This is a genomic window from Nocardioides sp. GCM10030259, from assembly GCF_042666375.1.
Classification (GTDB): domain Bacteria; phylum Actinomycetota; class Actinomycetes; order Propionibacteriales; family Nocardioidaceae; genus Nocardioides.
Map to the genome: position 1 here is coordinate 179,827 of NZ_JBHTDF010000003.1, position 21,230 is coordinate 201,056.

Annotated in this window: 23 protein-coding genes; 13 read left to right on the forward strand and 10 right to left on the reverse strand. The window is 72.4% G+C overall.

Going from position 1 to position 21,230, the window contains the following annotated elements; all coding sequences use genetic code 11:
• Positions 1-17 precede the first annotated feature (17 nt).
• Positions 18-773: an SDR family NAD(P)-dependent oxidoreductase gene (locus ACFQQI_RS03530; protein ID WP_378558003.1), complete on the reverse strand. Its 756-nt coding sequence runs from the start codon at positions 771-773 to the stop codon at positions 18-20.
• 106 nt (positions 774-879) lie between these two features.
• On the opposite strand from ACFQQI_RS03530, the gene ACFQQI_RS03535 reads away from it, so the two are divergent.
• From ACFQQI_RS03535 to ACFQQI_RS03545, 3 genes are all read left to right on the forward strand, one after another.
• A complete protein-coding gene (locus tag ACFQQI_RS03535; RefSeq protein WP_378558006.1) occupies positions 880-1,257 on the forward strand; it encodes a hypothetical protein in 378 nt (125 codons plus the stop codon).
• 65 nt (positions 1,258-1,322) lie between these two features.
• On the forward strand, positions 1,323-2,597 hold the full coding sequence (mshA, locus tag ACFQQI_RS03540; RefSeq protein ID WP_378558009.1) for a D-inositol-3-phosphate glycosyltransferase: 1,275 nt from the start codon (positions 1,323-1,325) through the stop codon (positions 2,595-2,597).
• Entirely contained in the window at positions 2,594-3,094 is a 501-nt protein-coding gene (locus ACFQQI_RS03545; protein ID WP_378558012.1) for a YbjN domain-containing protein, read from the forward strand. The genes mshA and ACFQQI_RS03545 overlap by 4 nt, the downstream gene beginning before the upstream one ends.
• 24 nt (positions 3,095-3,118) lie before the next feature.
• Here the strand turns inward: ACFQQI_RS03545 and ACFQQI_RS03550 are convergent, their stop codons facing one another.
• From ACFQQI_RS03550 to ACFQQI_RS03560, 3 genes are all read right to left on the reverse strand, one after another.
• Positions 3,119-4,081: a DMT family transporter gene (locus ACFQQI_RS03550; protein ID WP_378558015.1), complete on the reverse strand. Its 963-nt coding sequence runs from the start codon at positions 4,079-4,081 to the stop codon at positions 3,119-3,121.
• Positions 4,082-4,168: 87 nt separating this feature from the next.
• Positions 4,169-4,846 carry a response regulator gene (locus ACFQQI_RS03555; RefSeq protein WP_378558018.1) on the reverse strand — a complete coding sequence of 226 codons (678 nt, stop codon included), beginning with the start codon at positions 4,844-4,846 and terminating at the stop codon, positions 4,169-4,171.
• Entirely contained in the window at positions 4,843-5,991 is a 1,149-nt protein-coding gene (locus ACFQQI_RS03560; RefSeq protein ID WP_378558021.1) for a sensor histidine kinase, read from the reverse strand. Before ACFQQI_RS03560 ends, ACFQQI_RS03555 begins: the two co-directional genes overlap by 4 nt.
• A gap of 123 nt (positions 5,992-6,114) precedes the next feature.
• Between ACFQQI_RS03560 and phoU the strand changes: the two genes are divergently transcribed.
• On the forward strand, positions 6,115-6,771 hold the full coding sequence (gene phoU / locus ACFQQI_RS03565) for a phosphate signaling complex protein PhoU (protein WP_378558024.1): 657 nt from the start codon (positions 6,115-6,117) through the stop codon (positions 6,769-6,771).
• Positions 6,772-6,866: 95 nt separating this feature from the next.
• Here the strand turns inward: phoU and ACFQQI_RS03570 are convergent, their stop codons facing one another.
• The 3 genes from ACFQQI_RS03570 to ACFQQI_RS03580 form a co-directional block, all read right to left on the reverse strand.
• Positions 6,867-7,613: a phosphoglyceromutase gene (locus ACFQQI_RS03570; RefSeq protein WP_378558027.1), complete on the reverse strand. Its 747-nt coding sequence runs from the start codon at positions 7,611-7,613 to the stop codon at positions 6,867-6,869.
• A 19-nt stretch (positions 7,614-7,632) separates the two neighbouring features.
• Positions 7,633-8,163, reverse strand: coding sequence for a hypothetical protein (locus tag ACFQQI_RS03575; protein WP_378558030.1), 531 nt, complete (start codon positions 8,161-8,163; stop codon positions 7,633-7,635).
• Positions 8,164-8,240: 77 nt separating this feature from the next.
• On the reverse strand, positions 8,241-9,062 hold the full coding sequence (locus ACFQQI_RS03580; protein WP_378558033.1) for a hypothetical protein: 822 nt from the start codon (positions 9,060-9,062) through the stop codon (positions 8,241-8,243).
• Between the two features lie 199 nt (positions 9,063-9,261).
• Here ACFQQI_RS03580 and ACFQQI_RS03585 point away from each other — a divergent pair, with 199 nt between their 5' ends.
• Positions 9,262-9,747, forward strand: a complete 486-nt coding sequence (locus ACFQQI_RS03585; protein ID WP_275746066.1) for a CarD family transcriptional regulator — start codon at positions 9,262-9,264, stop codon at positions 9,745-9,747.
• 65 nt (positions 9,748-9,812) lie between these two features.
• Complete coding sequence (locus tag ACFQQI_RS03590) at positions 9,813-10,364, forward strand: 2-C-methyl-D-erythritol 4-phosphate cytidylyltransferase (protein ID WP_378558037.1); 552 nt, start codon at positions 9,813-9,815, stop codon at positions 10,362-10,364.
• Here ACFQQI_RS03590 and ACFQQI_RS03595 read toward each other — a convergent pair.
• Entirely contained in the window at positions 10,351-11,031 is a 681-nt protein-coding gene (locus tag ACFQQI_RS03595; RefSeq protein WP_378558040.1) for a 2-C-methyl-D-erythritol 4-phosphate cytidylyltransferase, read from the reverse strand. The two genes, ACFQQI_RS03590 and ACFQQI_RS03595, sit on opposite strands and share 14 nt — an antisense overlap.
• 121 nt (positions 11,032-11,152) lie before the next feature.
• On the opposite strand from ACFQQI_RS03595, the gene nirD reads away from it, so the two are divergent.
• Positions 11,153-11,506, forward strand: a complete 354-nt coding sequence (gene nirD / locus ACFQQI_RS03600) for a nitrite reductase small subunit NirD (RefSeq protein WP_378558043.1) — start codon at positions 11,153-11,155, stop codon at positions 11,504-11,506.
• Between the two features lie 69 nt (positions 11,507-11,575).
• Here the strand turns inward: nirD and ispF are convergent, their stop codons facing one another.
• Entirely contained in the window at positions 11,576-12,055 is a 480-nt protein-coding gene (gene ispF, locus ACFQQI_RS03605; protein WP_378558046.1) for a 2-C-methyl-D-erythritol 2,4-cyclodiphosphate synthase, read from the reverse strand.
• A 23-nt stretch (positions 12,056-12,078) separates the two neighbouring features.
• On the opposite strand from ispF, the gene ACFQQI_RS03610 reads away from it, so the two are divergent.
• Complete coding sequence (locus tag ACFQQI_RS03610; RefSeq protein WP_378558049.1) at positions 12,079-13,653, forward strand: molybdopterin-dependent oxidoreductase; 1,575 nt, start codon at positions 12,079-12,081, stop codon at positions 13,651-13,653.
• A complete protein-coding gene (locus ACFQQI_RS03615) occupies positions 13,646-14,425 on the forward strand; it encodes an SDR family NAD(P)-dependent oxidoreductase (RefSeq protein ID WP_378558052.1) in 780 nt (259 codons plus the stop codon). Before ACFQQI_RS03610 ends, ACFQQI_RS03615 begins: the two co-directional genes overlap by 8 nt.
• 115 nt (positions 14,426-14,540) lie before the next feature.
• On the opposite strand, the gene ACFQQI_RS03620 is transcribed toward ACFQQI_RS03615, so the two are convergent.
• Positions 14,541-15,695 (reverse strand): C39 family peptidase, encoded by a 1,155-nt coding sequence (locus ACFQQI_RS03620; RefSeq protein WP_378558055.1) that lies wholly within the window; start codon positions 15,693-15,695, stop codon positions 14,541-14,543.
• Between the two features lie 22 nt (positions 15,696-15,717).
• Here ACFQQI_RS03620 and cysS point away from each other — a divergent pair, with 22 nt between their 5' ends.
• From cysS to ACFQQI_RS03640, 4 genes are all read left to right on the forward strand, one after another.
• On the forward strand, positions 15,718-17,091 hold the full coding sequence (gene cysS / locus ACFQQI_RS03625) for a cysteine--tRNA ligase (protein WP_378558058.1): 1,374 nt from the start codon (positions 15,718-15,720) through the stop codon (positions 17,089-17,091).
• Between the two features lie 60 nt (positions 17,092-17,151).
• A complete protein-coding gene (rlmB, locus tag ACFQQI_RS03630) occupies positions 17,152-18,096 on the forward strand; it encodes a 23S rRNA (guanosine(2251)-2'-O)-methyltransferase RlmB (RefSeq protein WP_378558061.1) in 945 nt (314 codons plus the stop codon).
• A gap of 14 nt (positions 18,097-18,110) precedes the next feature.
• The gene (locus ACFQQI_RS03635; RefSeq protein WP_378558064.1) at positions 18,111-19,637 is read left to right on the forward strand and encodes a metallophosphoesterase; all 1,527 of its coding nucleotides are present in this window, start codon (positions 18,111-18,113) and stop codon (positions 19,635-19,637) included.
• Positions 19,638-19,711: 74 nt separating this feature from the next.
• Entirely contained in the window at positions 19,712-21,229 is a 1,518-nt protein-coding gene (locus tag ACFQQI_RS03640; RefSeq protein WP_378558067.1) for an ABC transporter substrate-binding protein, read from the forward strand.
• Position 21,230 lies beyond the last annotated feature (1 nt).

Here is a 21,230-nt window from a genome sequence, read left to right on the forward strand (position 1 = left end):
GCAAACGGGGCCTGCTGTCAGGCCCGGTGGACCTTGTGATGGGCCGCCTGCGCACGCGGGCGAATCACGAGCTCGTCGACGTTCACGTGCGGCGGGCGGGTGACCATCCACGTGATCGCATCGGCGATGTCCTCGGCGGTGAGCGGCTCCGCGACGCCGGCGTACACCGCGTCCGCCTGCTCGCGGTTGCCGTCGAAGCGCACCAGCGCGAACTCGTCCGTCTTGACCATCCCGGGCGCGATCTCCATGACCCGCACCGGCTGGTCCCACAGCTCGAGCCGCAGCGTCTCCGTGACGACCTGGGTGCCGTGCTTGGCCGCGGTGTAGCCCGCGCCGCCCTCGTACGCGATCCGGCCCGCGGTCGAGCCGACGTTGAGGATCGCGCCGGCGCCGCTGGCGACCAGCGCGGGCAGCAGCGCGCGGGTGACCTGCATCAGCCCGATCACGTTGACCTCGTACATCCGCCGCCAGTCCTCGCTGTCCGCCTCGGCGACCGAGGCCGCCCCGAACGCCCCGCCGGCGTTGTTGACGAGTACGTCGAGCCGGTCGCCGACCACGGTCGCCAGGTGCGCGACGGACTCCTCGCTCGTCACGTCGCACGCCACCGGCGTACCGCCGATCTCCGCGGCCAGGGCCTCGATCCGGTCCAGGCGTCGCGCGGCGCAGTAGACGTGGTAGCCGGCGGCGGCGAGCTGGCGGGCGGTGGCGGCACCGATGCCGCTGCTGGCACCGGTGACGACGGCGGACCGTGACGTGGTCGTGGGGGAGGTCATGTCATCATTCTCGGGGATCCCCGACGAGAACACGTTTCACCGGCGTTCAGCCGAGGGATGCTGACAAGTCGTCGTCCCGGGTCGACGGCCGGAAGGAGAATGACCGGTGCGCATCCTCGCCCCCCTCGCGGGGCTCGTCGGCGGACTCGCATGGATCGCGGCGTTCCTGCTGGAGCAGGCCGACCGTCCCACGCTCGCCGACGTCATCGACGTCGCCGGCCTGGTCCTCCTCCTCGTGGCCGCTGCGGCGGCCGGGGGCAGCCTCGTGACCCGCACCACGACGTGGCTGCGCACGATCGTCGGGGTGTGCTTCGCCGTGCTCGTCTGGTCGGTGGTCCAGCTGATCGCCGACGGCGCCGACGAGGGCCTCGTCCACGCGGTGGTCGGGGCGGCCGCCGCCGTCATCGCCGTCGCCGTGCTCAGCCGCCGGCCGAGGCGCGAGAACGAGCCGTCCAGCCACCGTCGCGGAGCGCACGCCCGCTGACCGGACCGCAGCTGGGAATCAAGGCCGTGGGTACGTTGTTGTCGCGTGTCGACGGGCCGTGACAGATGACTGAGGTGCTTGTGGAGCCGATCCGGCGTGTGGCGATGATCAGCCTGCACACCTCCCCGCTCGACCAGCCGGGCACCGGTGACGCGGGCGGCATGAACGTCTACGTGATCGAGCTGGCCCGCCGGCTCGCCGGCCAGGGCATCGAGGTCGACATCTTCACCCGGGCCACGAGCTCGGCGCTCGACCCGGTCGTCGACGCCGACGACGGCGTCTCGGTGCGGCACATCCACGCCGGCCCGTTCGAGGGCCTGACCAAGGCCGAGCTGCCCGGCCAGCTGTGCGTCTTCGCCCGCGAGGTGCTGCGCGCCGAGGCCGCGCAGCCGCTCGGGCACTACGACGCCGTGCACTCCCACTACTGGCTCTCCGGCCAGGTCGGCGCGCTCGCCCGCGACCGGTGGGGCGTGCCGCTCGTGCACTCGATGCACACGATGGCCAAGGTCAAGAACGACGCGCTCGCCGAGGGCGACACCCCCGAGCCCGCGGCCCGCATCATCGGCGAGGAGCAGGTGGTCGGTGCCGCCGACATGCTCATCGCCAACACCGACATCGAGGCCAAGCAGCTGATCAACCTGTACGACGCCGAGCCCGCGCGCGTCGAGGTCGTCCACCCCGGCGTCGACCTCGACGTGTTCCGGCCGCACGACAAGGCCGAGGTCCGCGCGGGGCTGGGCCTCGCGCCCGACGCCACCGTGCTGATGTTCGCCGGCCGGATCCAGCCGCTCAAGGCCCCCGACGTGCTGCTGCGCGCGGTCGCGGAGCTGCTCGCGCAGCAGCCCGACCTGCGCTCGCGGCTCGTCGTCCCGATCGTGGGCGGCCCGTCCGGGAGCGGCCTGGAGCACCCGGAGTCGCTCGCGCAGCTCTCCGCCGAGCTCCGGCTCGACGACGTGGTGCGGTTCGTCCCGCCCGTCGCCCAGGCCGACCTGGCGCGCTGGTGCTCGGCGGCGACGCTGGTCGCGGTCCCGTCGTACAACGAGTCCTTCGGGCTGGTGGCCGCCGAGGCCCAGGCCACCGGCACCCCGGTCGTGGCGGCCGCGGTGGGCGGCCTGTCCACCGTCGTGCGCGACGGCCGCAGCGGCCTGCTCGTCGACTCCCACGACCCGCGCGACTGGGCGACCGCGCTCCGTCGCATCGTGACCGACACCGACCTGCGGCTGCGGCTCGAGGCCGGAGCGCTCGAGCAGGCCCGTCGCTTCTCCTGGGAGCGCACCGCCGAGCGGACGCTGGAGGTCTACCACCGCGCCCGCGCCGACCTCCGCGAGACGGTGTCATGACCGACCCCGCGCAGGTGGTCCGCGACCACCTCGCCTCCGCCGAGGTGGAGTACGACGAGGTCGCCGACGGCGTCTTCTCGTTCGCGCTGCCCGGCGAGCGCAAGCTCCAGACGGCCGTCCGCCTCGACGTCGGGTCGCACGCGCTCGGGGTGCACGCCTTCGTCTGCCGCAAGCCCGACGAGAACCACGAGCGCGTCTACCGCTGGCTGCTCGAGCGCAACCTGCGGATGTACGGCGTCGCGTTCGCGGTCGACCGGCTCGGCGACATCTACCTCGACGGACGCCTGCCGCTCGTGGCCGTCACGCCCGAGGAGCTCGACCGGCTGCTCGGCTCGGTGCTGACCTACGCGGACGAGTCGTTCAACACGATCCTCGAGCTCGGGTTCGCCTCCTCGATCCGCAAGGAGTGGGAGTGGCGCAAGCTGCGCGGTGAGCCGACGCAGAACCTCGAGGCGTTCCGCGGCTGGCTCGAGGCCGGTGACGACCCCGAGGCGTGAGCCTCAGAACTCGTCAGACCTCGGTCACGCCGGAGGGCAGGGCTCCTCGGCGACCGTGCGCGGCTTGCCCCGGGCGACGGCGACGCCGACGAGGGCGAGCGCGCCTCCGACGTACGCCATGGACGGCGGCGCCTCGTCGAGGAAGACCAGGCCCATCACGATGGTGATCGGCGGGACCAGGTAGGTGGTGACGCCCAGGTTGCTGGCGGTCATGTGGCGCAGGGCGTAGGCGTAGGTGGTGAACGCGATGGCCGTCGGGAAGACGCCGAGGTAGACCAGCCAGAGGGTCGACGAGACCGGCGCGTCCTGCGCCTGGTCGATGAGCTGCCCGAGGAACGGCAGGCACACGACCGCGCCGACCGTGCACGCGAGCCAAGTGACGTGGATGGCGGGGAGCCTGGCCACGAGCGGCTTCTGGAGGATCAGGCTGACCGAGTAGACCAGCGCCGACAGCAGGCACAGCGCGACGCCGAGCACGTCGTGGTTGCTGCCCTGTGCTGATGACTGGGTCGTCGAGAGGCTGATCAGCCCGACGCCGGCGAACGCGAGCGCCAGTCCGCCCGCGAGGTACGCCGTGAAGCGCTCGTTGAGGAAGATGGACGCGAGCACGGCGATCAGGACCGGAGAGATCTGGATCAGCATCGCCGCGGTGCCCGCGTCGACGCGACGCTCGCCCGCGTTGAGCGCGACGTTGTAGACGCCGAACCACAGCACGCCGATCGTGACGATCGAGACCCACTGCCGGCCGGTCGGTCGCGGGAGCCCGCGACCTCGCTGGAAGCCGACCGCGACCACTCCCAGGCAGACGGCGCCCACCAGCAGCCGGCCGAGCGAGAGCGCACCGGGTGAGAAGTCGTGCCCGAGGTGCCGGATCGCCACGAAGGCCGACGCCCAGAACACCAGCGTCACCCCGACCGCCGCCAGCGGCAGCCATGCCGCCGGCGAGGTACTCGGCTGATGTGTCGTGGAGGTAGTCGTGCTCGTCACGGCCTCACTCTAGGGACGACCACCGACAGTCGACACGCGGATTACGGACGTCGTTGCGCGATGTGCTGCCACGTTCGCCGGCAGGTGTCAGATGTCGAGCTTGTAGCCCAGGCCGCGGACCGTGACGAGGTACTTCGGCACGCTCGGGTCGGGCTCGATCTTCGCGCGCAGCCGCTTCACGTGGACGTCGAGGGTCTTGGTGTCGCCGACGTAGTCGGAGCCCCACACGCGGTCGATCAGCTGGCCGCGGGTGAGCACCCGGCCGGGGTTGCGCAGGAACATCTCGAGGAGCTCGAACTCCTTGAGCGGCAGCCGCTGGGCGGCGCCGTCGACGGTGACGACGTGGCGCTCGACGTCCATGCGGACCGGCCCCGCCTCGAGCGTCGCCGGTGCGGCGTCGGGCTCCTGGCCGCGCCGCAGCACCGCGCGGATCCGCGCGACGAGCTCGCGCGGGGAGTACGGCTTCGTGACGTAGTCGTCGGCGCCGAGCTCGAGCCCGACGACCTTGTCGACCTCGTCGTCCTTCGCGCTGACCATGATCACCGGCACGCTCGAGCTCTGCCGGATCTGGCGGCACACCTCGGTGCCCGGGATCCCCGGCAGCATCAGGTCGAGCAGCACGATGTCGGCGCCGTTGCGGTCGAACTCCGCCAGCGCGGCGTTGCCGTCGGCCGCGATCGCGACCTCGAACCCTTCCTTCCGGAGCATGTAGGCGAGGGCCTCGCTGTAGCTCTCTTCATCCTCCACGACGAGTACCCGGGTCACCGGCCTGCCTCCTGGCTCTCCCTCACGGGGCTGTAACGGGGGAGGGTCAGGGTGAACGTCGACCCCTGGCCCTCGACTGACCACACGTGGACGTCCCCTCCGTGCGACGCGGCCACGTGCTTGACGATGGACAGGCCGAGGCCGGTGCCACCGGTGGAACGGTGCCGGGCCGGGTCGACCCGGTAGAACCGCTCGAAGATCCGGTCGATCTCGTCGGGCGGGATGCCGATGCCCTGGTCGACGACGGAGATCGAGAGGTTGGGCTCGTCCAGCTTGGTGGAGACGAGCACGGTGGATCCGGGCTCGGAGTACGACACCGCGTTGGCGACGAGGTTCGCGACGGCGGCGGTCACCTGCTCGTGGTTGCCGAGCACGTGGAGGTCCTGCGGGCCGCTGGTCACGACGGAGATCTGCTTCGACGCGGCGTCGATCGCGCTGGTGTCGACCGCCACGCGGATCACCTCGTCGATCGGCACCGGCTCCGGGCCGTCGAGCGGGTCGTCGCCCTGGAGCCGCGACAGCTCGATGACCTGCTGGACCAGGCGCGAGAGCCGGTCGCTCTCCGTGAGCATCCGGGCCGAGAAGCGGCGTACCGCCTCGGGCTCGTCGGCCGCGTCGTGCACGGCCTCCGCGAGCAGGCGGATCGCGCCGACCGGCGTCTTCAGCTCGTGGCTGACGTTGGCGACGAAGTCGCGGCGGACCGCCTCGACCCGGCGCTCGCGGGTGCGGTCCTCGACCAGCGCCAGCACCACCCGGGCGCCGAGCGGCGCGACGCGTGCCGTGACGTGCCGGGAGGGCGAGCCGGGCCGCGCCATCACCAGCTCGGTCTCGCGGATCTGCCCGTCGCGGCGTACCTGCTGGACCATCGCTGCGAGGTCCGCCGACACCAGCTGCTGGCCGCGCACCAGGCCCATGGAGTACGCCGGCGCCGACGCCTTCAGCACGGTGTCGTTGTCGTCGACGACGACGGCGCTGCTGCGCAGCACGGAGAGGACGGTCGCGACCCCGGCGGGCACCACGGGCTCGTCGGAGACGGCCTGTGCAGGGTGCTGCTGCCGGTCGCTGACGTGCCACGCGAGCACGGCGCCGCCGGCGACGACGGCGCCGATGAGCGCGGCGAGGAACGCCTGCGTCGTCGCATCCACACTGTGAATCGTACGAGTGCATTCACCCGGGGTTGGCCGGGAGGCGGGCTCGGCTGCCGGAATTTCATCCGCCGTTCACGGCATGTCCCCCGAAGCGCACCTTGCCTGCCTAGGCTCGGCCCCATGCGAGAGGCCTTCCACGAACAGCTCGACGGCATGTTCCAAGACCTGGCGACCATCTGCAGCAACGTCGAGACAGCCGTGCGCGTGGCGACCCAGGCGCTGCTGAGCGGCGACGCGGAGACGGCCGAGCGGGTCATCAGCGCGGACGTCGAGATCGACCGCGCGACCGAGCGGGTCGAGGACTCGGCGTTCCTGCTCCTGACGCTCCAGCAGCCGGTCGCGAGCGACCTCCGGACGGTCGTCGCCGCGCTGCGCATGGTCAGTGAGCTCGAGCGGATGGGCGACCTGTCGGTGCACGTCGCCAAGATCGCCCGCCTCCGGGTGCCCAACCTCGCCGTGCCGCACGACGTCAGCCCGATCATCGAGCGGATGGCGGCGGTCGCCGAGGACATGGTCGGCCGGGTCTCCAAGATCATCACCGACCGCAACGTCGAGGACGCGCTCGCGCTCGTCCACGCCGACGACGAGATGGACCAGCTCCGCCGGGCCAGCTTCGCCGAGCTGCTCTCGGCCGACTGGTCACACGGTGTCGAGGCCGCGGTCGACGTCGCCCTGCTCGGCCGCTACTACGAGCGGATCGCCGACCACGCCGTCTCCGTCGCCAACCGGGTGGTCTTCGTCGTCACCGGCGAGAACCCGGCCTCGGTGGACGGCTGAGGCCAGTGCCGCCTTCGCGATAGTCCGTCACGATCTGGTCGCCCGATCCGCGGTTCGGACGGCCAGAACGTGACGGACTATCCCTATTTACCGGTTCAGCGGCCCTGGTTGGCGACGGCCGCAGCGGCCTCGGCGGCGGCGTCGGGGTCGAGGTAGCGACCGCCGCGGACGGCGGGCTGGAGCGCCTCGTCGAGCTCGTAGACCAGCGGCATGCCGGTGGGGATGTTGAGGCCGGCGATGTCCTCGTCGCTGATGCCGTCCAGGTGCTTCACCAGCGCGCGCAGGCTGTTGCCGTGGGCGGCGACGAGCACCGTCTTGCCGGCCCGCAGGTCGGGGACGATCGCGGACTCCCAGTAGGGCAGGAACCGGACGATGACGTCCTTGAGGCACTCCGAGCGCGGCATCTCGTCGTCGCTGAGGTCGGCGTACTGGGCGTGCCCGACCTGGGACCACTCGCTGTCGTCGTCGAGGGGCGGCGGGGGTACGTCGAAGGAGCGGCGCCACAGCATGAACTGCTCCTCGCCGTACGCCTCGAGGGTCTCCTTCTTGTTCTTGCCCTGGAGCGCGCCGTAGTGGCGCTCGTTGAGCCGCCAGGACCGGCGCACCGGGATCCAGTGCCGGTCGGCGATGTCGAGCGCGAGGTTGGCGGTGTTGATCGCCCGGCGCAGCAGCGAGGTGTGCAGGACGTCGGGCTCGAGGCCGGCGTCGCGGATCAGCTCACCGGCCCGGATGCCCTCGGCGTAGCCCTTGTCGTTGAGCGGGACGTCGACCCACCCGGTGAAGAGGTTCTTGGCGTTCCACTCGCTCTCGCCGTGGCGGAGCAGGACGAGCTGGTAGGTCATCGCGCCTCCCTCGAAGCGGTCAGTGCTCGGTCTCGGGCGCCTCGGCCACGCACTCGTCCTCGGGCGTGCCGGTCTCGGCAGTCGAGTCGAGGCCGGCGTACTCGAAGCAGTCGGAGACCGACGGGACGTCCATCGTCGCGGTGCTGCCGTCGCCGAAGGTGAACGACATCGACAGGAAGTCGCCCTGCTCGAAGTCGCCCTCGACGGTGATCGGCGTCTCCTCCTCGGCGAGGTTGACGTAGCCGCCGGGCTCGACCTCGATCGGGGAGAAGTCGCCGAACGTCAGGCCCTCGCCCTCGATCGAGTCGACGGTCACCGCCTCGTCCTCGAGGTTGTTGGAGAACGTCGCGACCAGGGTCCCGGAGCCGTCCTCGGCGCTCACGACCACCGCGGAGAGCACGTCGACGTCGGTGTCGCGGTCGTTGGTGCCGGCACCCGGGGTGTAGACGCGGTCGGTCGCATAGTTGAAGCCGCAGGAGGTCAGCGCCGTCGCGGCGAGCACGAGCGCTCCGGCGGCGGTGAGCAGGCGAGCGGAACGGCGAAGCTGCATCTTCAGGGCCTTCACGTGTGGGCAGGTGGCGTGCAGCCACACCCTATCCATCGCGCGCGGTTTCGCGGGGAGCAGGGTCAGCGGCTGAGCCCGACCGCATCGCCGACCACGAGGAGGCCGATGAGGGCGAGCCCGGTCCAGATCAGCGCGAGCACGAGCAGGCGGGTCGCGCCGATCCGCAGCGCGATGCGCAACGGCAGGTGCCGGTAGCCGTCCTCGTGGTCCGCGACCAGGCCCGGCAGCGCGCACAGCACGTGGACCCCGACGCCGAGCAGGGCGGCGACCACGACGATCGCGACCTCGGGCGGGCTGCCCTCGGCCTGGCCGCCCCACCCGCCGTACGAAAGGAACGCCGGGAGCAGCGCGTACGACGCCGCCCACGTCACCCACGAGAACCAGCCCGTCCGCAGCACGACGTTGCCGAGCAGGCCGATCGCGACCGCGCCCAGGTAGGCGCAGCCGGCGATCACGCCGTTGGTGATCGCCAGCGGTACCAGCACCAGCAGGCCGCAGACGAACAGGAACCAGGTGGTGCCGGGGTCGAGGTAGCCGTCGGCCATCGGCTTGCCGCTCGGCAGCCGGCGCGCGTCGCGGCGCTGGTCGACGAGGTCGTTGAACCAGCCCAGCAGGGTCTGGCCGACGAGCGCCGTCACGAACACCAGGCCGACCTCGCGGCCGGGTCGCCCGGCGATCGCGGCCGCGATAGCGAGGCCGCCCGCGGTGAGGGCGCCGACCCGGGGATGGGCGGCGCGGAGCAGCAGCACGGGAGTCGTGTGGGCGAGCGTCGTGCGGCGGCGCTCGCGGCGGCGCGACGGCCGCGGCGCGTCGTCCGCGGCTTCCGGGTCGGACGCCTCCGTGACGGCGGGCTCGTTCCTCCGTCGGTGCAGGGTGGGCGGCATACCACGCAGTATCGACCAGCGGGCTCCCGGCTATGCCTGTTCGGCCCCACGAGTGTCGCGACGGCCGCCCGAGTGGGGTGCGCCACCACACCAACTACGATTCTGTCAAGCCCGCATTGTGCCCCTGACCTGCGCAAACGATCCGGGAGTCCACCCGGAGCCGTGTTAGAATCTTCATCTAGGAAGGGGTACCTGACATATGACTTTCACCGTCGGCGAAACGGTTGTTTACCCAAATCACGGGGCTGCGGTCATCGAAGACATCGAAACACGCACCATCAAGGGAGAGGACAGGCAGTACCTCGTACTCCGCATCGTCGCACAGCAGGACCTCGTGGTCCGCGTGCCGGCGTGCAACCTCGACCTCGTCGGCGTGCGTGACGTCGTCGACAAGGACGGGCTCGACCGGGTCTTCGACATCCTGCGGGCGGCCCACGTCGAGGAGCCGACCAACTGGTCGCGGCGGTACAAGGCGAACCTCGAGAAGCTGCACAGCGGCGACGTGATGAAGGTGTCCGAGGTCGTCCGCGACCTGTGGCGCCGTGAGCGTGACCGCGGCCTCTCGGCCGGCGAGAAGCGGATGCTGGCGAAGGCCCGCCAGATCCTCGTCTCCGAGCTCGCGCTCGCGGAGCACACCAACGAGGACAAGGCCGAGGCCCTCCTCGACGAGGTGCTCGCTTCCTGAGTCTCGGCAATCTGCTGGCAAGGCCCCCGGTTCGCCGGGGGCCTTGCTGCGTCTAGGGTCGGTGCGTGGACGAGGAGACCGAGCCGGCGCTCGGGACGGTGGTCGACGAGGGCCGGGGGCACCTGCCGTACGCACTGGTCCACGGTGAGGCGCTCGTCGCCGCGGCGGCCTGGGCCCTGGGCGAGGCGGGCGTGACGCCGGTCGACGCGGGTACGCCGTGGGCGGCGCTCGTCGAGTCCGGGGAGCCGTTCGTGCTGCACGACCCGCTGTGCCCGATGACGCCGCCGGCTTTCGTCGCCGACTGCGTCGCGCGCGCCGTGGACCGCCAGTGCGTGGTGGTCGGGGTGCGCCCGGTCACCGACACCGTCAAGGTCGTCGACGGCGGCCTGGTCGGCGAGACCGTCGACCGCGACGGACTGGTCTGCGTGGTGTCACCCATCGTGCTGCCTCCAGGCATCGTCGCGGCGCTCGACGGGCTGCCGACGACGGACTTCACCGCGCTGGTCGCCGACCTGCGCCGGCGCTATCCGCTCGAGCTCGTCGACGCACCGCCCGCGGCCCGCCGCGTGGCGACCGAGGACGACATCCGCCTGCTGGAGGCCCTCACCGCCCGGTGAGCAGCGCGGTCGCGACGTCGAGGTCCTCGGCGAACGTGACCTTCAGGTTGGCGGGACTGCTCGGCACCCGGACGACCGGCAGGTCGGTGTAGCGCGACCAGCACGCGGCGGTGTCGGTGCCCTCGAACGCGTCGGCCGCGGCGGCGGCGTACGCCGTCACCAGGTCGCGCGCCCGGAACGCCTGCGGCGTCTGCACGCCGTCGAGCTCGGCCGGCAGCTCGCGGCCGTCGAGCGGGAGCAGGCCGCTGAGCCGGACGCCCGGGATCGCGCCGCCGTGCTCGCGGGCCGCCGCGATGGTGGCGGCGAAGAGGTCGCGGCCGGCCAGCGGCCGGGCTCCGTCGTGGATCGCGACGACGTCGAGCCCTCCGGCCTCGATCTCGGGGGCGAGGGCCTGCAGGGCCGCCCACTCAGAGGCGTGCCGGGTGGCGCCGCCCTCGACCAGGCCGATCTCGCCGGCGCCCAGGTGCGGCTCCAGGGCCGCGGCCACGTCGTCCATCTCGCCGGCGCGGACCACCACGAGGACGCGGCGTACGTCGTCGAGCGCCAGCGCGGCCTGCACCGACCACGCCAGCACCGGGCGGTCGCCGAGCGGCAGCAGCACCTTGTTGGAGCCCGCGCCGACGCGGGCACCGACCCCGGCGGCGAGGATCACGACGGCGGCGGGCACGCGGGGAGTCTACGGACGTCCGAGAGGGAGTGTTTTCACGGCCGTTACACGGCGAAACAGCGGCTTGACGCACCGGTCCTACGTTCGAGCCACAGGAAGGGGCACTCGGAAAGGCACCCAGATGACGCCTGCGACGGACCAGCGTGCGGCCGAGTGGCAGCCCGTCTGCCGGGTCGCCGAGCTCGAGGTCGAGCGCGGCGCGACGGCGCTGGTGCACGGGCAGGCGATCGCGATCTTCCGGACCCAGGACGACCGGGTCTACGCCCTCGGCAACCACGACCCGTTCGCGCGGGCGTCCGTGATCGCGAAGGGCATCGTCGGGGTCCGGGACGGCGTGCCCTTCGTGGCGTCGCCGCTGCACAAGCACGCCTTCGACCTGCGCACCGGCCGCTGCCTCGAGGACCACCACGTCGCGGTTCCGGCGTACGACGTGCGGGTCGTCGACGGGGTGGTGCAGGTCGGCAGCCGGCTGTAACGGGGTGTTAGAGCATCTGCCGGCCCGTCACAACGGGCCTGTAGATGCCACAACACCCCGTTACAGCTGTCAGGCGGCCCAGACGATCGCGGTGGCGATCGCCGCGACCCCCTCGCCGCGGCCGGTGAGGCCGAGCCCGTCGGTGGTCGTGGCCGAGACGCTGACGGGAGCCCCGACGGCCGCGGCGAGCGCGGCCTCGGCCTCGGCGCGGCGCGGGCCCAGGCGCGGCCGGTTGCCGATCACCTGGATGGCGACGTTCCCGATCTCGAAGCCCGCGGCGCGGACCCGGGCGGCGCTCTCGCTCAGCAGTGCGGCGCCCGAGGCGCCGGCCCACTCCGGCTCCGACGTACCGAAGTTGGAGCCGAGGTCGCCGAGCGCCGCGGCCGAGAGCAGCGCGTCGCACGCCGCGTGGGCGGCGACGTCGGCGTCGGAGTGGCCGTCGAGGCCCTGCGGCTCGTCGGGCCACGCGAGGCCGGCGAGGTGGAGTGGGACGCCGTCGACGAGGCGGTGGACGTCGGTGCCGATGCCGACCCGTGGGAGTTGCTGCACGTCCAGATCATGCCTGAGCAAGAATGACTCCGGTGAGGACGTCCCGCGGCAGCTGGTTCGTCGCCGGGCTGGTGGCCGGGTTCGCCGGCCTGGCGGTGAGCTATTGCCTCGCGATGGCACTGACCACGCGCGAGGCACCGGTCACGGCCGTCGCCGAGGGCGTCACCCGGCTGACGCCGGGGCCGGTGGTCGAGCGCGCCATCCGGATCCTCGGGCACTGGGACAAGCCCTTCCTGCTGCTGATGATCCTGCTGCTGTCGGGCATCGCGTTCGCGTGGGCCGGCCTGCTCGCCCGGCGGTCGTGGTGGGCGCCGGTGATCGTGTACGCCGCGCTCGCCGTGGTCGGCGGTGTCGCCGTCTCGGCCCAGCGCGGCGCCGGCACCATCGACCTGCTGCCCATCGCGGTCGGGTTCGCGACGTGGCTGGTCTGCCTGTCGCTGCTGACGGAGCCGCTGCGTCGCCACGATCGGGCGGTCGCCGCCCCGGAGACCGAGCCGCCGCCCGAGGCCGAGTCGGCGGACCACACGCGTCGTACGTTCCTCATCCGCGCGGGGGTCATCGTCGCGGGTGCGGCCGTCGCGGGCGTGATCGGCCGAGCCGTCGGCACCGGCCGCCGGCACGTCGAGGAGGCGCGCCGCCTGCTGCGGCTGCCGGGCGTCACCGAGCCGCGGCTGCCGATCGGGGTGCGGGTCGGCGTCGAGGAGGTCACGCCCTGGATGACCCCGGCGGACGACTTCTACCGGATCGACACGGCGTTCGTGGTGCCGACGATCGACCCGGACAACTGGCAGCTGCGCATCCACGGCATGGTCGACCGCGAGCTCGTGCTGACCTACCGCGAGCTGATCGCGCGCCGCGTCACCCAGGCCTGGGTGACGCTGAACTGCGTCTCCAACCAGGTCGGCGGCGACCTGATCGGCAACGCGTGGTGGAGCGGGGTCCGCGTGGCCGACCTGCTCGCCGAGGCCGGCGTCCATGCCGGTGCCGACGCGGTGCTGCAGGTCTCCGACGACGGCTGGAACTGCGGCACCCCGCTCGCCGCGCTGACCGACGACCGCAACGCGATGCTCGCCGTCGCGATGAACGGCCGGCCGCTGCCGATCGACCACGGCTTCCCGGTGCGCACGATCGTGCCCGGCCTCTACGGCTACGTCTCGGCGTGCAAGTGGGTGGTGGAGATGAAGGTGACCAGGTTCGCCGACATCGAGGCCTACTGGACCCAGCGCGGCTGGGCCGAGGAGGGCCCCGTGAAGATGTCGTCGCGCATCGACGTACCCGGTGACGGCGGCGACCTCGTGGCCGCCGGCGGCCGGGTCGGCGGTGTCGCGTGGGCGCAGCACACGGGCATCTCCGCGGTCGAGGTCTCGGTCGACGACGGGCCCTGGCAGCGCGCCGAGCTCGGCCGGGTGCCGACGGTCGACACCTGGGTGCAGTGGGCCGCGACGCTCGACGTCGAGCCCGGGGAGCACACCCTCGCGGTGCGTGCGCACGACGCCGACGGCGAGGTGCAGACGGGGGAGGTCCAGGACACGGTGCCCGACGGCGCGACCGGGTGGCACACGATCACGTTCGAGGCGAAGGAGACGGTGGATGGGTGAGTTCAGCGACCGGGCGGGTGCCGCCCTGGTGGTCGGCGGCAGCGGTGGCCTGGGCGTCGCGATCACGCGGATGCTGGCGAGCCGGGGGTCGCACGTGGCCGTGACCTACCGGTCGCGGCCCGAGGCCGGCGCCAAGGTGGTGGACGCGGCGCGCGAGTGGGGTGTCCACGCGTCGGCGTACCCCCTCGACCTCGCGGCGCCGACCGCAGCCGAGGACGCCGCCCGGCTCGTGGCGGAGGCCGCGGAGGCGCACGGCGGCCTGCACACGCTGGTGTACGCCGCGGGCCCGCACGTGCCGATGACCCACCTGTCGACCGTCGATCCCGGCGCGATGGCCGGGCAGCTCTCGGCGGACGCGGCCGGCTTCTTCGCCGTCGCGCAGCCGGCGCTGCCGCACCTGCGCGCGACCGAGGGCTCGATCGTGGCGGTGACGACCGCGGCCACGACCCGCTTCCCCGTGCGCGACGGCCTCTCGTCGGCGCCGAAGGCCGCCGTCGAGGCGATGGTGCGCGCGCTCGCGTCCGAGGAGGGGCGGTACGGCGTCCGCGTCAACTCCGTCGGGCCCGGCATGCTCACCGACGGCATGGCCGCCAGGCTCATCGGTTCCGGCGAGCTGTCGGAGGAGGCGCTCGCCGTCACCCGCCGCAACATCCCGCTGCGCCGCTTCGGCACCGCGCACGACATCGCCGAGGCCGTCTGCTTCCTGGCGTCGGACCGGGCGGGGTTCGTGTCCGGGCAGAAGCTGGACGTCGACGGCGGCTACGGCACGTAAGGTCGCCGTGGTCCCGCTGCTTGCCGTGGTCCCGCTGCCCGCCGGGCCTCGACACGCTCCTTGCGTTGAGCCTGTCGAAACGACCACCGTCAACGGATCCGCTGGCGCGTCTCCGTTACCAGTTCCCGCGCGGGCTCGGCGGCAGTGGGTGGGCGGCGTCCGCGATGACATAGGCGGTGCCGCCGGAGGTGGTGAGCCAGGCGTTCTCGAGCTCGCCGCGGTCGTAGGTGCGCCGCACCTCGGCATCGGTGCGCGCCGCGGGGTCGTTGACCACCACGTCGCCGGTGTCGGTGAACCCGACGATCACCAGCAGGTGGCCGTTCGATGCCGAGATCGGCGCCCCGGTGAGCTCGCCCCGCCCGAACGCGATCGACGCCACCACCGGGATCCCGGCCTTGACGAGGATCTCGGCCTCCCTGAGCGACCGCAGCCGCGTGACGAACGCGCGGTCGACGCGCGTCGCGGCGTACGCCGTGTTGAAGGGCCAGTTGCCGGTGCCGTCGTAGGCGTAGTCGTAGGTCATCCGCGCGGTGTGGTCGACCCACGGGTCGGGGTGCCCCTCGCCCACCCAGGAGTACGCCTTGGCCGCCGGCAGCGCGCCGTAGTAGCCCAGGACCATCGACGTCGACGTGGGCGAGCACCACGCCTCGCCGCCCGCGCCGTACTCCGGGGAGTGGCCGCGGTGGATCATCTGGGAGTACGCCGGCACGTCGAGCACCACCCCGCGTGCCACACCGGGGCGAGACGTCTTCACCGACGAGACGGCGGGCAGTCGCGAGGCCACCGCGCCGACCGAGTCGAGCCGGGGTGACGCCTTCTGCCCGGCGCGCCGGGCCAGCGTGACCCGGAGCTGGTACGACGTGACGCCGGCGGGCACGACCCACGTGTCGACGCTGACCGAGCCGAGGTCGTCGGACTGCTCGCCCCGCGACGTCCGCTTGAAGAAGCGGTCGCCCTGCGACCAGACCGCCAAGGTGTCCCAGCTCGACGTCGTCGAGCCCGAGCGTCCGCGCACGTCGACGCGCACCCGGCTGTCGCCCGGGGTGAACGCGTCCCACGACGCGATCAGCCGGGTCAGCGCGAACCCGGGGCTCGTCCACGGCGACCTCCACGAGCGGAGGTCGACGCCCGCGGGCAGGGCGCGCAGGCGGGCAGGGGAGTCCCACTGCGTGTAGGTGATCTGCCGGGCCGGCGCGGCCGAGGCGGGCGTGGCGGCGAGGAAGGGCGTGAGGGCGACCACGGCGGCGATCGCGGATGTCAGGCGGCGCACCCACAAACTCTAGACTCGGCACGTGACCTTCAGGCTGTACGACACCGCGACCCGCGAAGTCCGTGACTTCGTTCCCCTCGAGGAGGGGAAGGCGGGTCTCTACGTCTGCGGTCTCACGGTCCAGTCGGAGCCGCACGTCGGTCACGTGCGCTCGGCCGTCAACTTCGACGTGCTGCAGCGCTGGCTGCGCCGCTCCGGCTACGAGGTGACGTTCATCCGCAACGTCACCGACATCGACGACAAGATCCTCAGCAAGGCCGAGGCGCAGGGTCGCCCCTGGTACAACCTCGCCTACGACATGAAGCGCGAGCTCGACAGGGCGTACGCCGCGCTCAACGTCGCGCCGCCGACGTACGAGCCCGCCGCCACCGGCCACGTCCCCGAGATGATCGAGCTGATCGAGGAGATCATCGCGAAGGGGCACGCGTACGCCGCCGAGGACGGCTCGGGCGACGTCTACTTCGACGTCCGCTCGTGGCCGCAGTACGGCGAGCTCACCCACCAGAGGATCGACGACATGGAGGCGGCCGGCGACGCCGACCCGCGCGGCAAGCGCGACCCCCGTGACTTCGCGCTCTGGAAGGGTCGCAAGGAGTCCGAGCCGGAGACGGCGTCGTGGCCGAGCCCGTGGGGCCGCGGCCGGCCGGGCTGGCACATCGAGTGCTCGGCGATGGCGGGCAAGTACCTCGGCTCGGCGTTCGACATCCACGGCGGCGGCGTCGACCTGCGCTTCCCGCACCACGAGAACGAGCAGGCCCAGTCGCGCGCGGCCGGCCACCCGTTCGCGTCCTACTGGATGCACAACGCCTGGATCACCACCGCCGGCGAGAAGATGAGCAAGTCGCTCGGCAACTCGCTGACGATCCCGGCCGTGCTCGAGAACTACCGCGGCATCGAGCTGCGGTACTACGTCGTCTCGGCGCACTACCGCAGCCACGTCGAGTTCTCCTTCGAGGCGCTCGACGAGGCAGCGGTCGGCTTCCGGCGCATCGAGGGCTTCCTCGAGCGCGCGGGCACGGTCGGGGCCGGCGAGCTGCCGGACGCCTTCGTCGCCGCGATGGACGACGACCTCGGCACCCCCGCCGCGGTCGCGGTGCTCTACGACACGGTGCGTGAGGGAAACAAGGCGGACGACCCGAAGCCGTTCGCCGCGCAGGTGCTGGCGATGCTCGACGTGCTCGGCCTCCACCCCGCCGACCCCGCCTGGGGTGCCGGCGGCGACGACCAGCGGCTCACCGACGCGGTCGACGCGCTGGTGGCCGGGCTGCTCGAGCAGCGCGCGCAGGCCCGCGCCGACAAGGACTTCGCCACCGCCGACGCGATCCGCGACCGGATCAAGGCGGCCGGCATCGAGGTCGAGGACACCCCCGACGGACCGAAGTGGAGCCTCAGCTAGTGGCAGGGGTTTCGAGACAGGCGCGGAGCGCCTTCCTCAACCACCGAAAAGGACACTGACGTGGCTGGCAATTCACAGCGCAAGGGCGCGATCAAGAAGACCGGCAAGGGCAACCCGACCGCCGGGTCGGGCGGCCGAGTGCGCCGTGGGCTCGAGGGCAAGGGCCCGACGCCGAAGGCGAAGGACCGTGAGTACCACAAGGCCCACAAGGTCGCGAAGCGTGCCGAGAAGGCCGCCGCGACCAAGCCGAAGCGACGCACGTCGAGCGACGCCGAGTGGATCATCGGCCGCAACCCGGTCGTCGAGTCGCTGCGCGAGGGCGTCCCGGTCAACGCGCTGTACGTCGCCGAGGGTGCCGAGCGCGACGGCCGCCTGCGCGAGGCGTTCCAGCTCGCGGCGGACAAGGGCATCAAGCTGCTCGAGGTCACGAAGTCCGAGATGGACCGGATGGTCGGTGGCGGCGTGCACCAGGGCCTGGCCGCGCGGATCCCGGCGTACGAGTACGCCCACGCCGACGACCTGCTCGACGCGGCTGCGGTGAACGCCGAGAAGCCGCTCATCGTCGCGGTCGACCACGTCACCGACCCGCGCAACCTCGGCGCGATCATCCGCAGCGCGGCCGGCTTCGGCGCGCACGGCGTCGTGATCCCCGAGCGACGCTCGGCCGGCATGACCGCCGCCGCCTGGAAGACCAGCGCCGGCGCCGCCGCGCGCATCCCGGTCGCGCAGACGGTCAACCTGACCCGGCAGCTCAAGAGCTACCAGGACGCCGGCTGCATGGTCGTCGGCCTGGCCGCGGACGGCGACGTCAGCCTGCCCGACCTCGACCTGGCCGACGGTCCGCTGGTCGTCGTGGTCGGGTCGGAGGGCGACGGGCTGTCCCGCCTGGTCGCCGAGACGTGCGACCAGCTCGTGTCCATCCCGATGGCCAACCAGCTCGAGTCACTCAACGCGGGTGTCGCCGCCTCGGTGGCGCTCTACGCCATCGCGGAGGCGCGCCGCTGATCGTGCGGGCGATCGTGCGACGACCGCTCCGGATCCTGGCCTACGTCGGGGTCTGGTTCGTCTGTGCGTTCGCGATCACCGCCGCGCTGTTCTTCACGGGCAGCCGGCCGGTCGAGGTCGCCAGCCACGACGCGGTCGTGCGCCCCAACCTCTCCGGCGACGCCGTGCTCCTCACCGGGCCGGTGATCCCCGACGTACGCATCGCCGGCACCGGCGTGGTCGGCGTCGACATCCGGCTGGACAAGACCGACGCCACGTCGACCGACGAGCTGGTGCGCCGCTACGCCTACATCGCCAGCCAGCCCGACGGCCAGGTCGCCCAGGTCGCGGGCGCGCTCGAGGACATGCTGCTCGACGCCGCGCTGCGCGGGGCCGTGCTCGGCTTGGTGCCGGTGGGCGTCTGGGTGCTCGTCGGCGCGCGGCGGCGCCACGAGCTCGCCGCCCGCGTGCACCTGCCACAGCTGGCGATCGTGGCCGGCGCGACCGTCGTGCTGGGCGCGTGCCTCGTGCAGCCGTGGACCGACGACGCGGCTCCCGACGAGGACCTCACGTGGGTGGCGCTCGAGGACTTCCTCGGTCCCCAGGTGCCGGTCCCCGACGGCCTCGAGGACGTCGAGGTGCGCGGCGACGTCACCACCACCCAGACCCGGCGGCTCATCGACAGCGCGATCGAGACCTACGAGAAGAGCAAGGTCTTCTACGCACAGGCGGCCGAGGACGCGGCCGAGCTCGACCTGCGCGAGCCACGCGAGGGCGACACGGTGGTCGCCTTCGTCTCCGATCGGCACGACAACATCGGCATGGACGTCGTGGCGCGGGCGATCTCGGACCGTGCCGGGGCGACCGCCGTCTACGACGGGGGCGACGACACGTCGAACGGCAAGGGCTGGGAGGCGTTCTCGCTCGACTCGGTGTCCGAGGCGTTCAGCGGGCTGGACCGCTGGGCGGTCGCCGGCAACCACGACCACGGCACCTTCGTGCACGACTACCTCGCCGACCAGGGCTGGACGATGCTCGACGGCGAGGTCGTCGACGGACCGGGCGGCACCACCCTGCTCGGCGTCGACGACCCGCGCTCCAGCGGCCTGGGGTCGTGGCGCGACGAGACCGGGCTGAGCTTCGACGAGGTCGAGCAGCGCCTGGCCGACGCGGCCTGCGACGCCGACGAGCGGTTGACGACGATGCTGGTCCACGACGCGAACCTCGGTCGCGAGGCGCTGTCCCGTGGCTGCGTCGACCTCGTGCTCGGCGGGCACCTGCACGTCCGGACCGGCCCCACCCGGGTCGACGGCGAGAACGGCGAGACCGGCTACACGTACACGACCGGCACCACCGGCGGCGCGGCGTACGCCATCGCGATCGGCAGCAAGCCGCGGCGCAACGCCGACGTCAGCCTGGTGACCTACCGCGACGGGCGGCCGGCCGGCATCCAGTGGGTGACGCTGCAGCCGAACGGCGTCTTCCAGGTCGGCTCGTACGTCCCGCTGCGCTTCCCGGACGGCGAGAGCGAGCGGGAGTCCCTCGGCCCCAGCCCCGAGTGAGTGTGGGCCGCGTCACCTTTCGGAACGACCCTCGTTGTGGGGTGGAACACGTTCTCATTCCGGGAGGTTCCCCCGTGGCCAGGCTCGTCCTTCCAGCCCGCGTGCTCGCGGTCGCCGGCGTGTGCCTGGCGCTCGCCGCCTGCGGATCCCAGCTCGAGCCCGAGACGGTGGCCCGGTCCGGAGGTGCGGTCGGCGGCACGACGGGCGGCGTCGGCGGGGTCGATCCCGGGACGGGTGTCCCCGACGGCACCGGCCTGCCCGGCAGCACGGGCGGCCCGGGCACCACCGGGGGATCGGGCAGCTCGATCACCGGCGGGTCGGGCGCAACGACGGGCGGGTCGACGTCGACGGGCGGCGGCGCGACCGGAGGCGCGGGGGGCGGCTCCGGCGGCGAGGGTGGCGGCGGCGGGAAGCAGGGCAGCGGCGACAACGCGGCGGCGGGCGCCGGCGAGGCCGGCAGCTGCGACGGCTTCCAGAACGGGCCGGGCATCACCGACACGACGATCACCATCGCGAACATCTCCGACATCTCCGGCCCCGTGCCCGGCATCTTCGAGGCGGCGCAGCAGGCCGTGCGCGCCTACGCCGAGTACTTCAACTCCACCGGCGACCTCTGCGGCCGCAAGCTCGCCGTCCAGCTCCTCGACAGCCGCGCCGACGCGGGCGCCGACCAGCAGGGCTACACCGCCGCGTGCGAGCAGGCGTTCGCGGCGGTCGGCTCGATGTCGGCCTTCGACTCAGGTGGTGCCGCGACGGCTCAGGGCTGCGGGCTCCCCGACATCCGGTCGACGACGACCACGCCCGAGCGGCGCGACTGCGCCACCTGCTTCGCTGCGCAGGCGGTCGACCCGACGCTCATCAACGGCGCCATGCCGAAGTGGTTCATCCAGAAGTACGCCGACGCCAGCCAGCACGCCGCGCTCCTCTACATCAACGCCGGCGCGGCCGCGGTCAACGCGGAGCTGATGCGCAACGCCTACGGCGCTGCCGGCTGGAAGGTCGACTACTACCAGGGCATCGACGTCGCGGAGTTCAACTACGCGCCCTACGTCCAGCAGCTGAAGGACAAGGGCATCAAGCTGGTCGCCTACCTCGGGCCCTACCAGAACACCGTGAAGCTGCTGCAGGCCATGCAGCAGCAGGGCTACAAGCCGGACGCCTTCTACCAGGACGCCACGATCTACGACCAGCGGTTCGTCGAGGAGGCGGGCGAGCTGGGCAACGGCGTCTTCTCGTGGACGACGACGAAGCTCTTCGACGACTTCAACGTCAAGGAGATGGCGCTCTACCGCTCGTGGCTCGACCAGGTGAAGCCGGGGGCGACCCCCAACTTCTACGGGCTCTACGCCTGGTCGGCGGCTCGGCTCTTCGTCGAGCAGGCGGTCGGCCTCGGCGGCAAGCTCAACCGTGAGTCGCTCGTCAGTTCTCTCGCCGGGGTCAAGGATTGGACCGGCAACGGGCTGCACGTCCCGCAGCAGGTCGGCGCGAAGGTGACCGCGAACTGCGGAGCGATGATCCAGCTGAACGACGGCGCGTGGTCGCAGGTGTCCGAGGGCGAGTACCTCTGCGGCGACCTGGTCAAGGGCGGGTAGG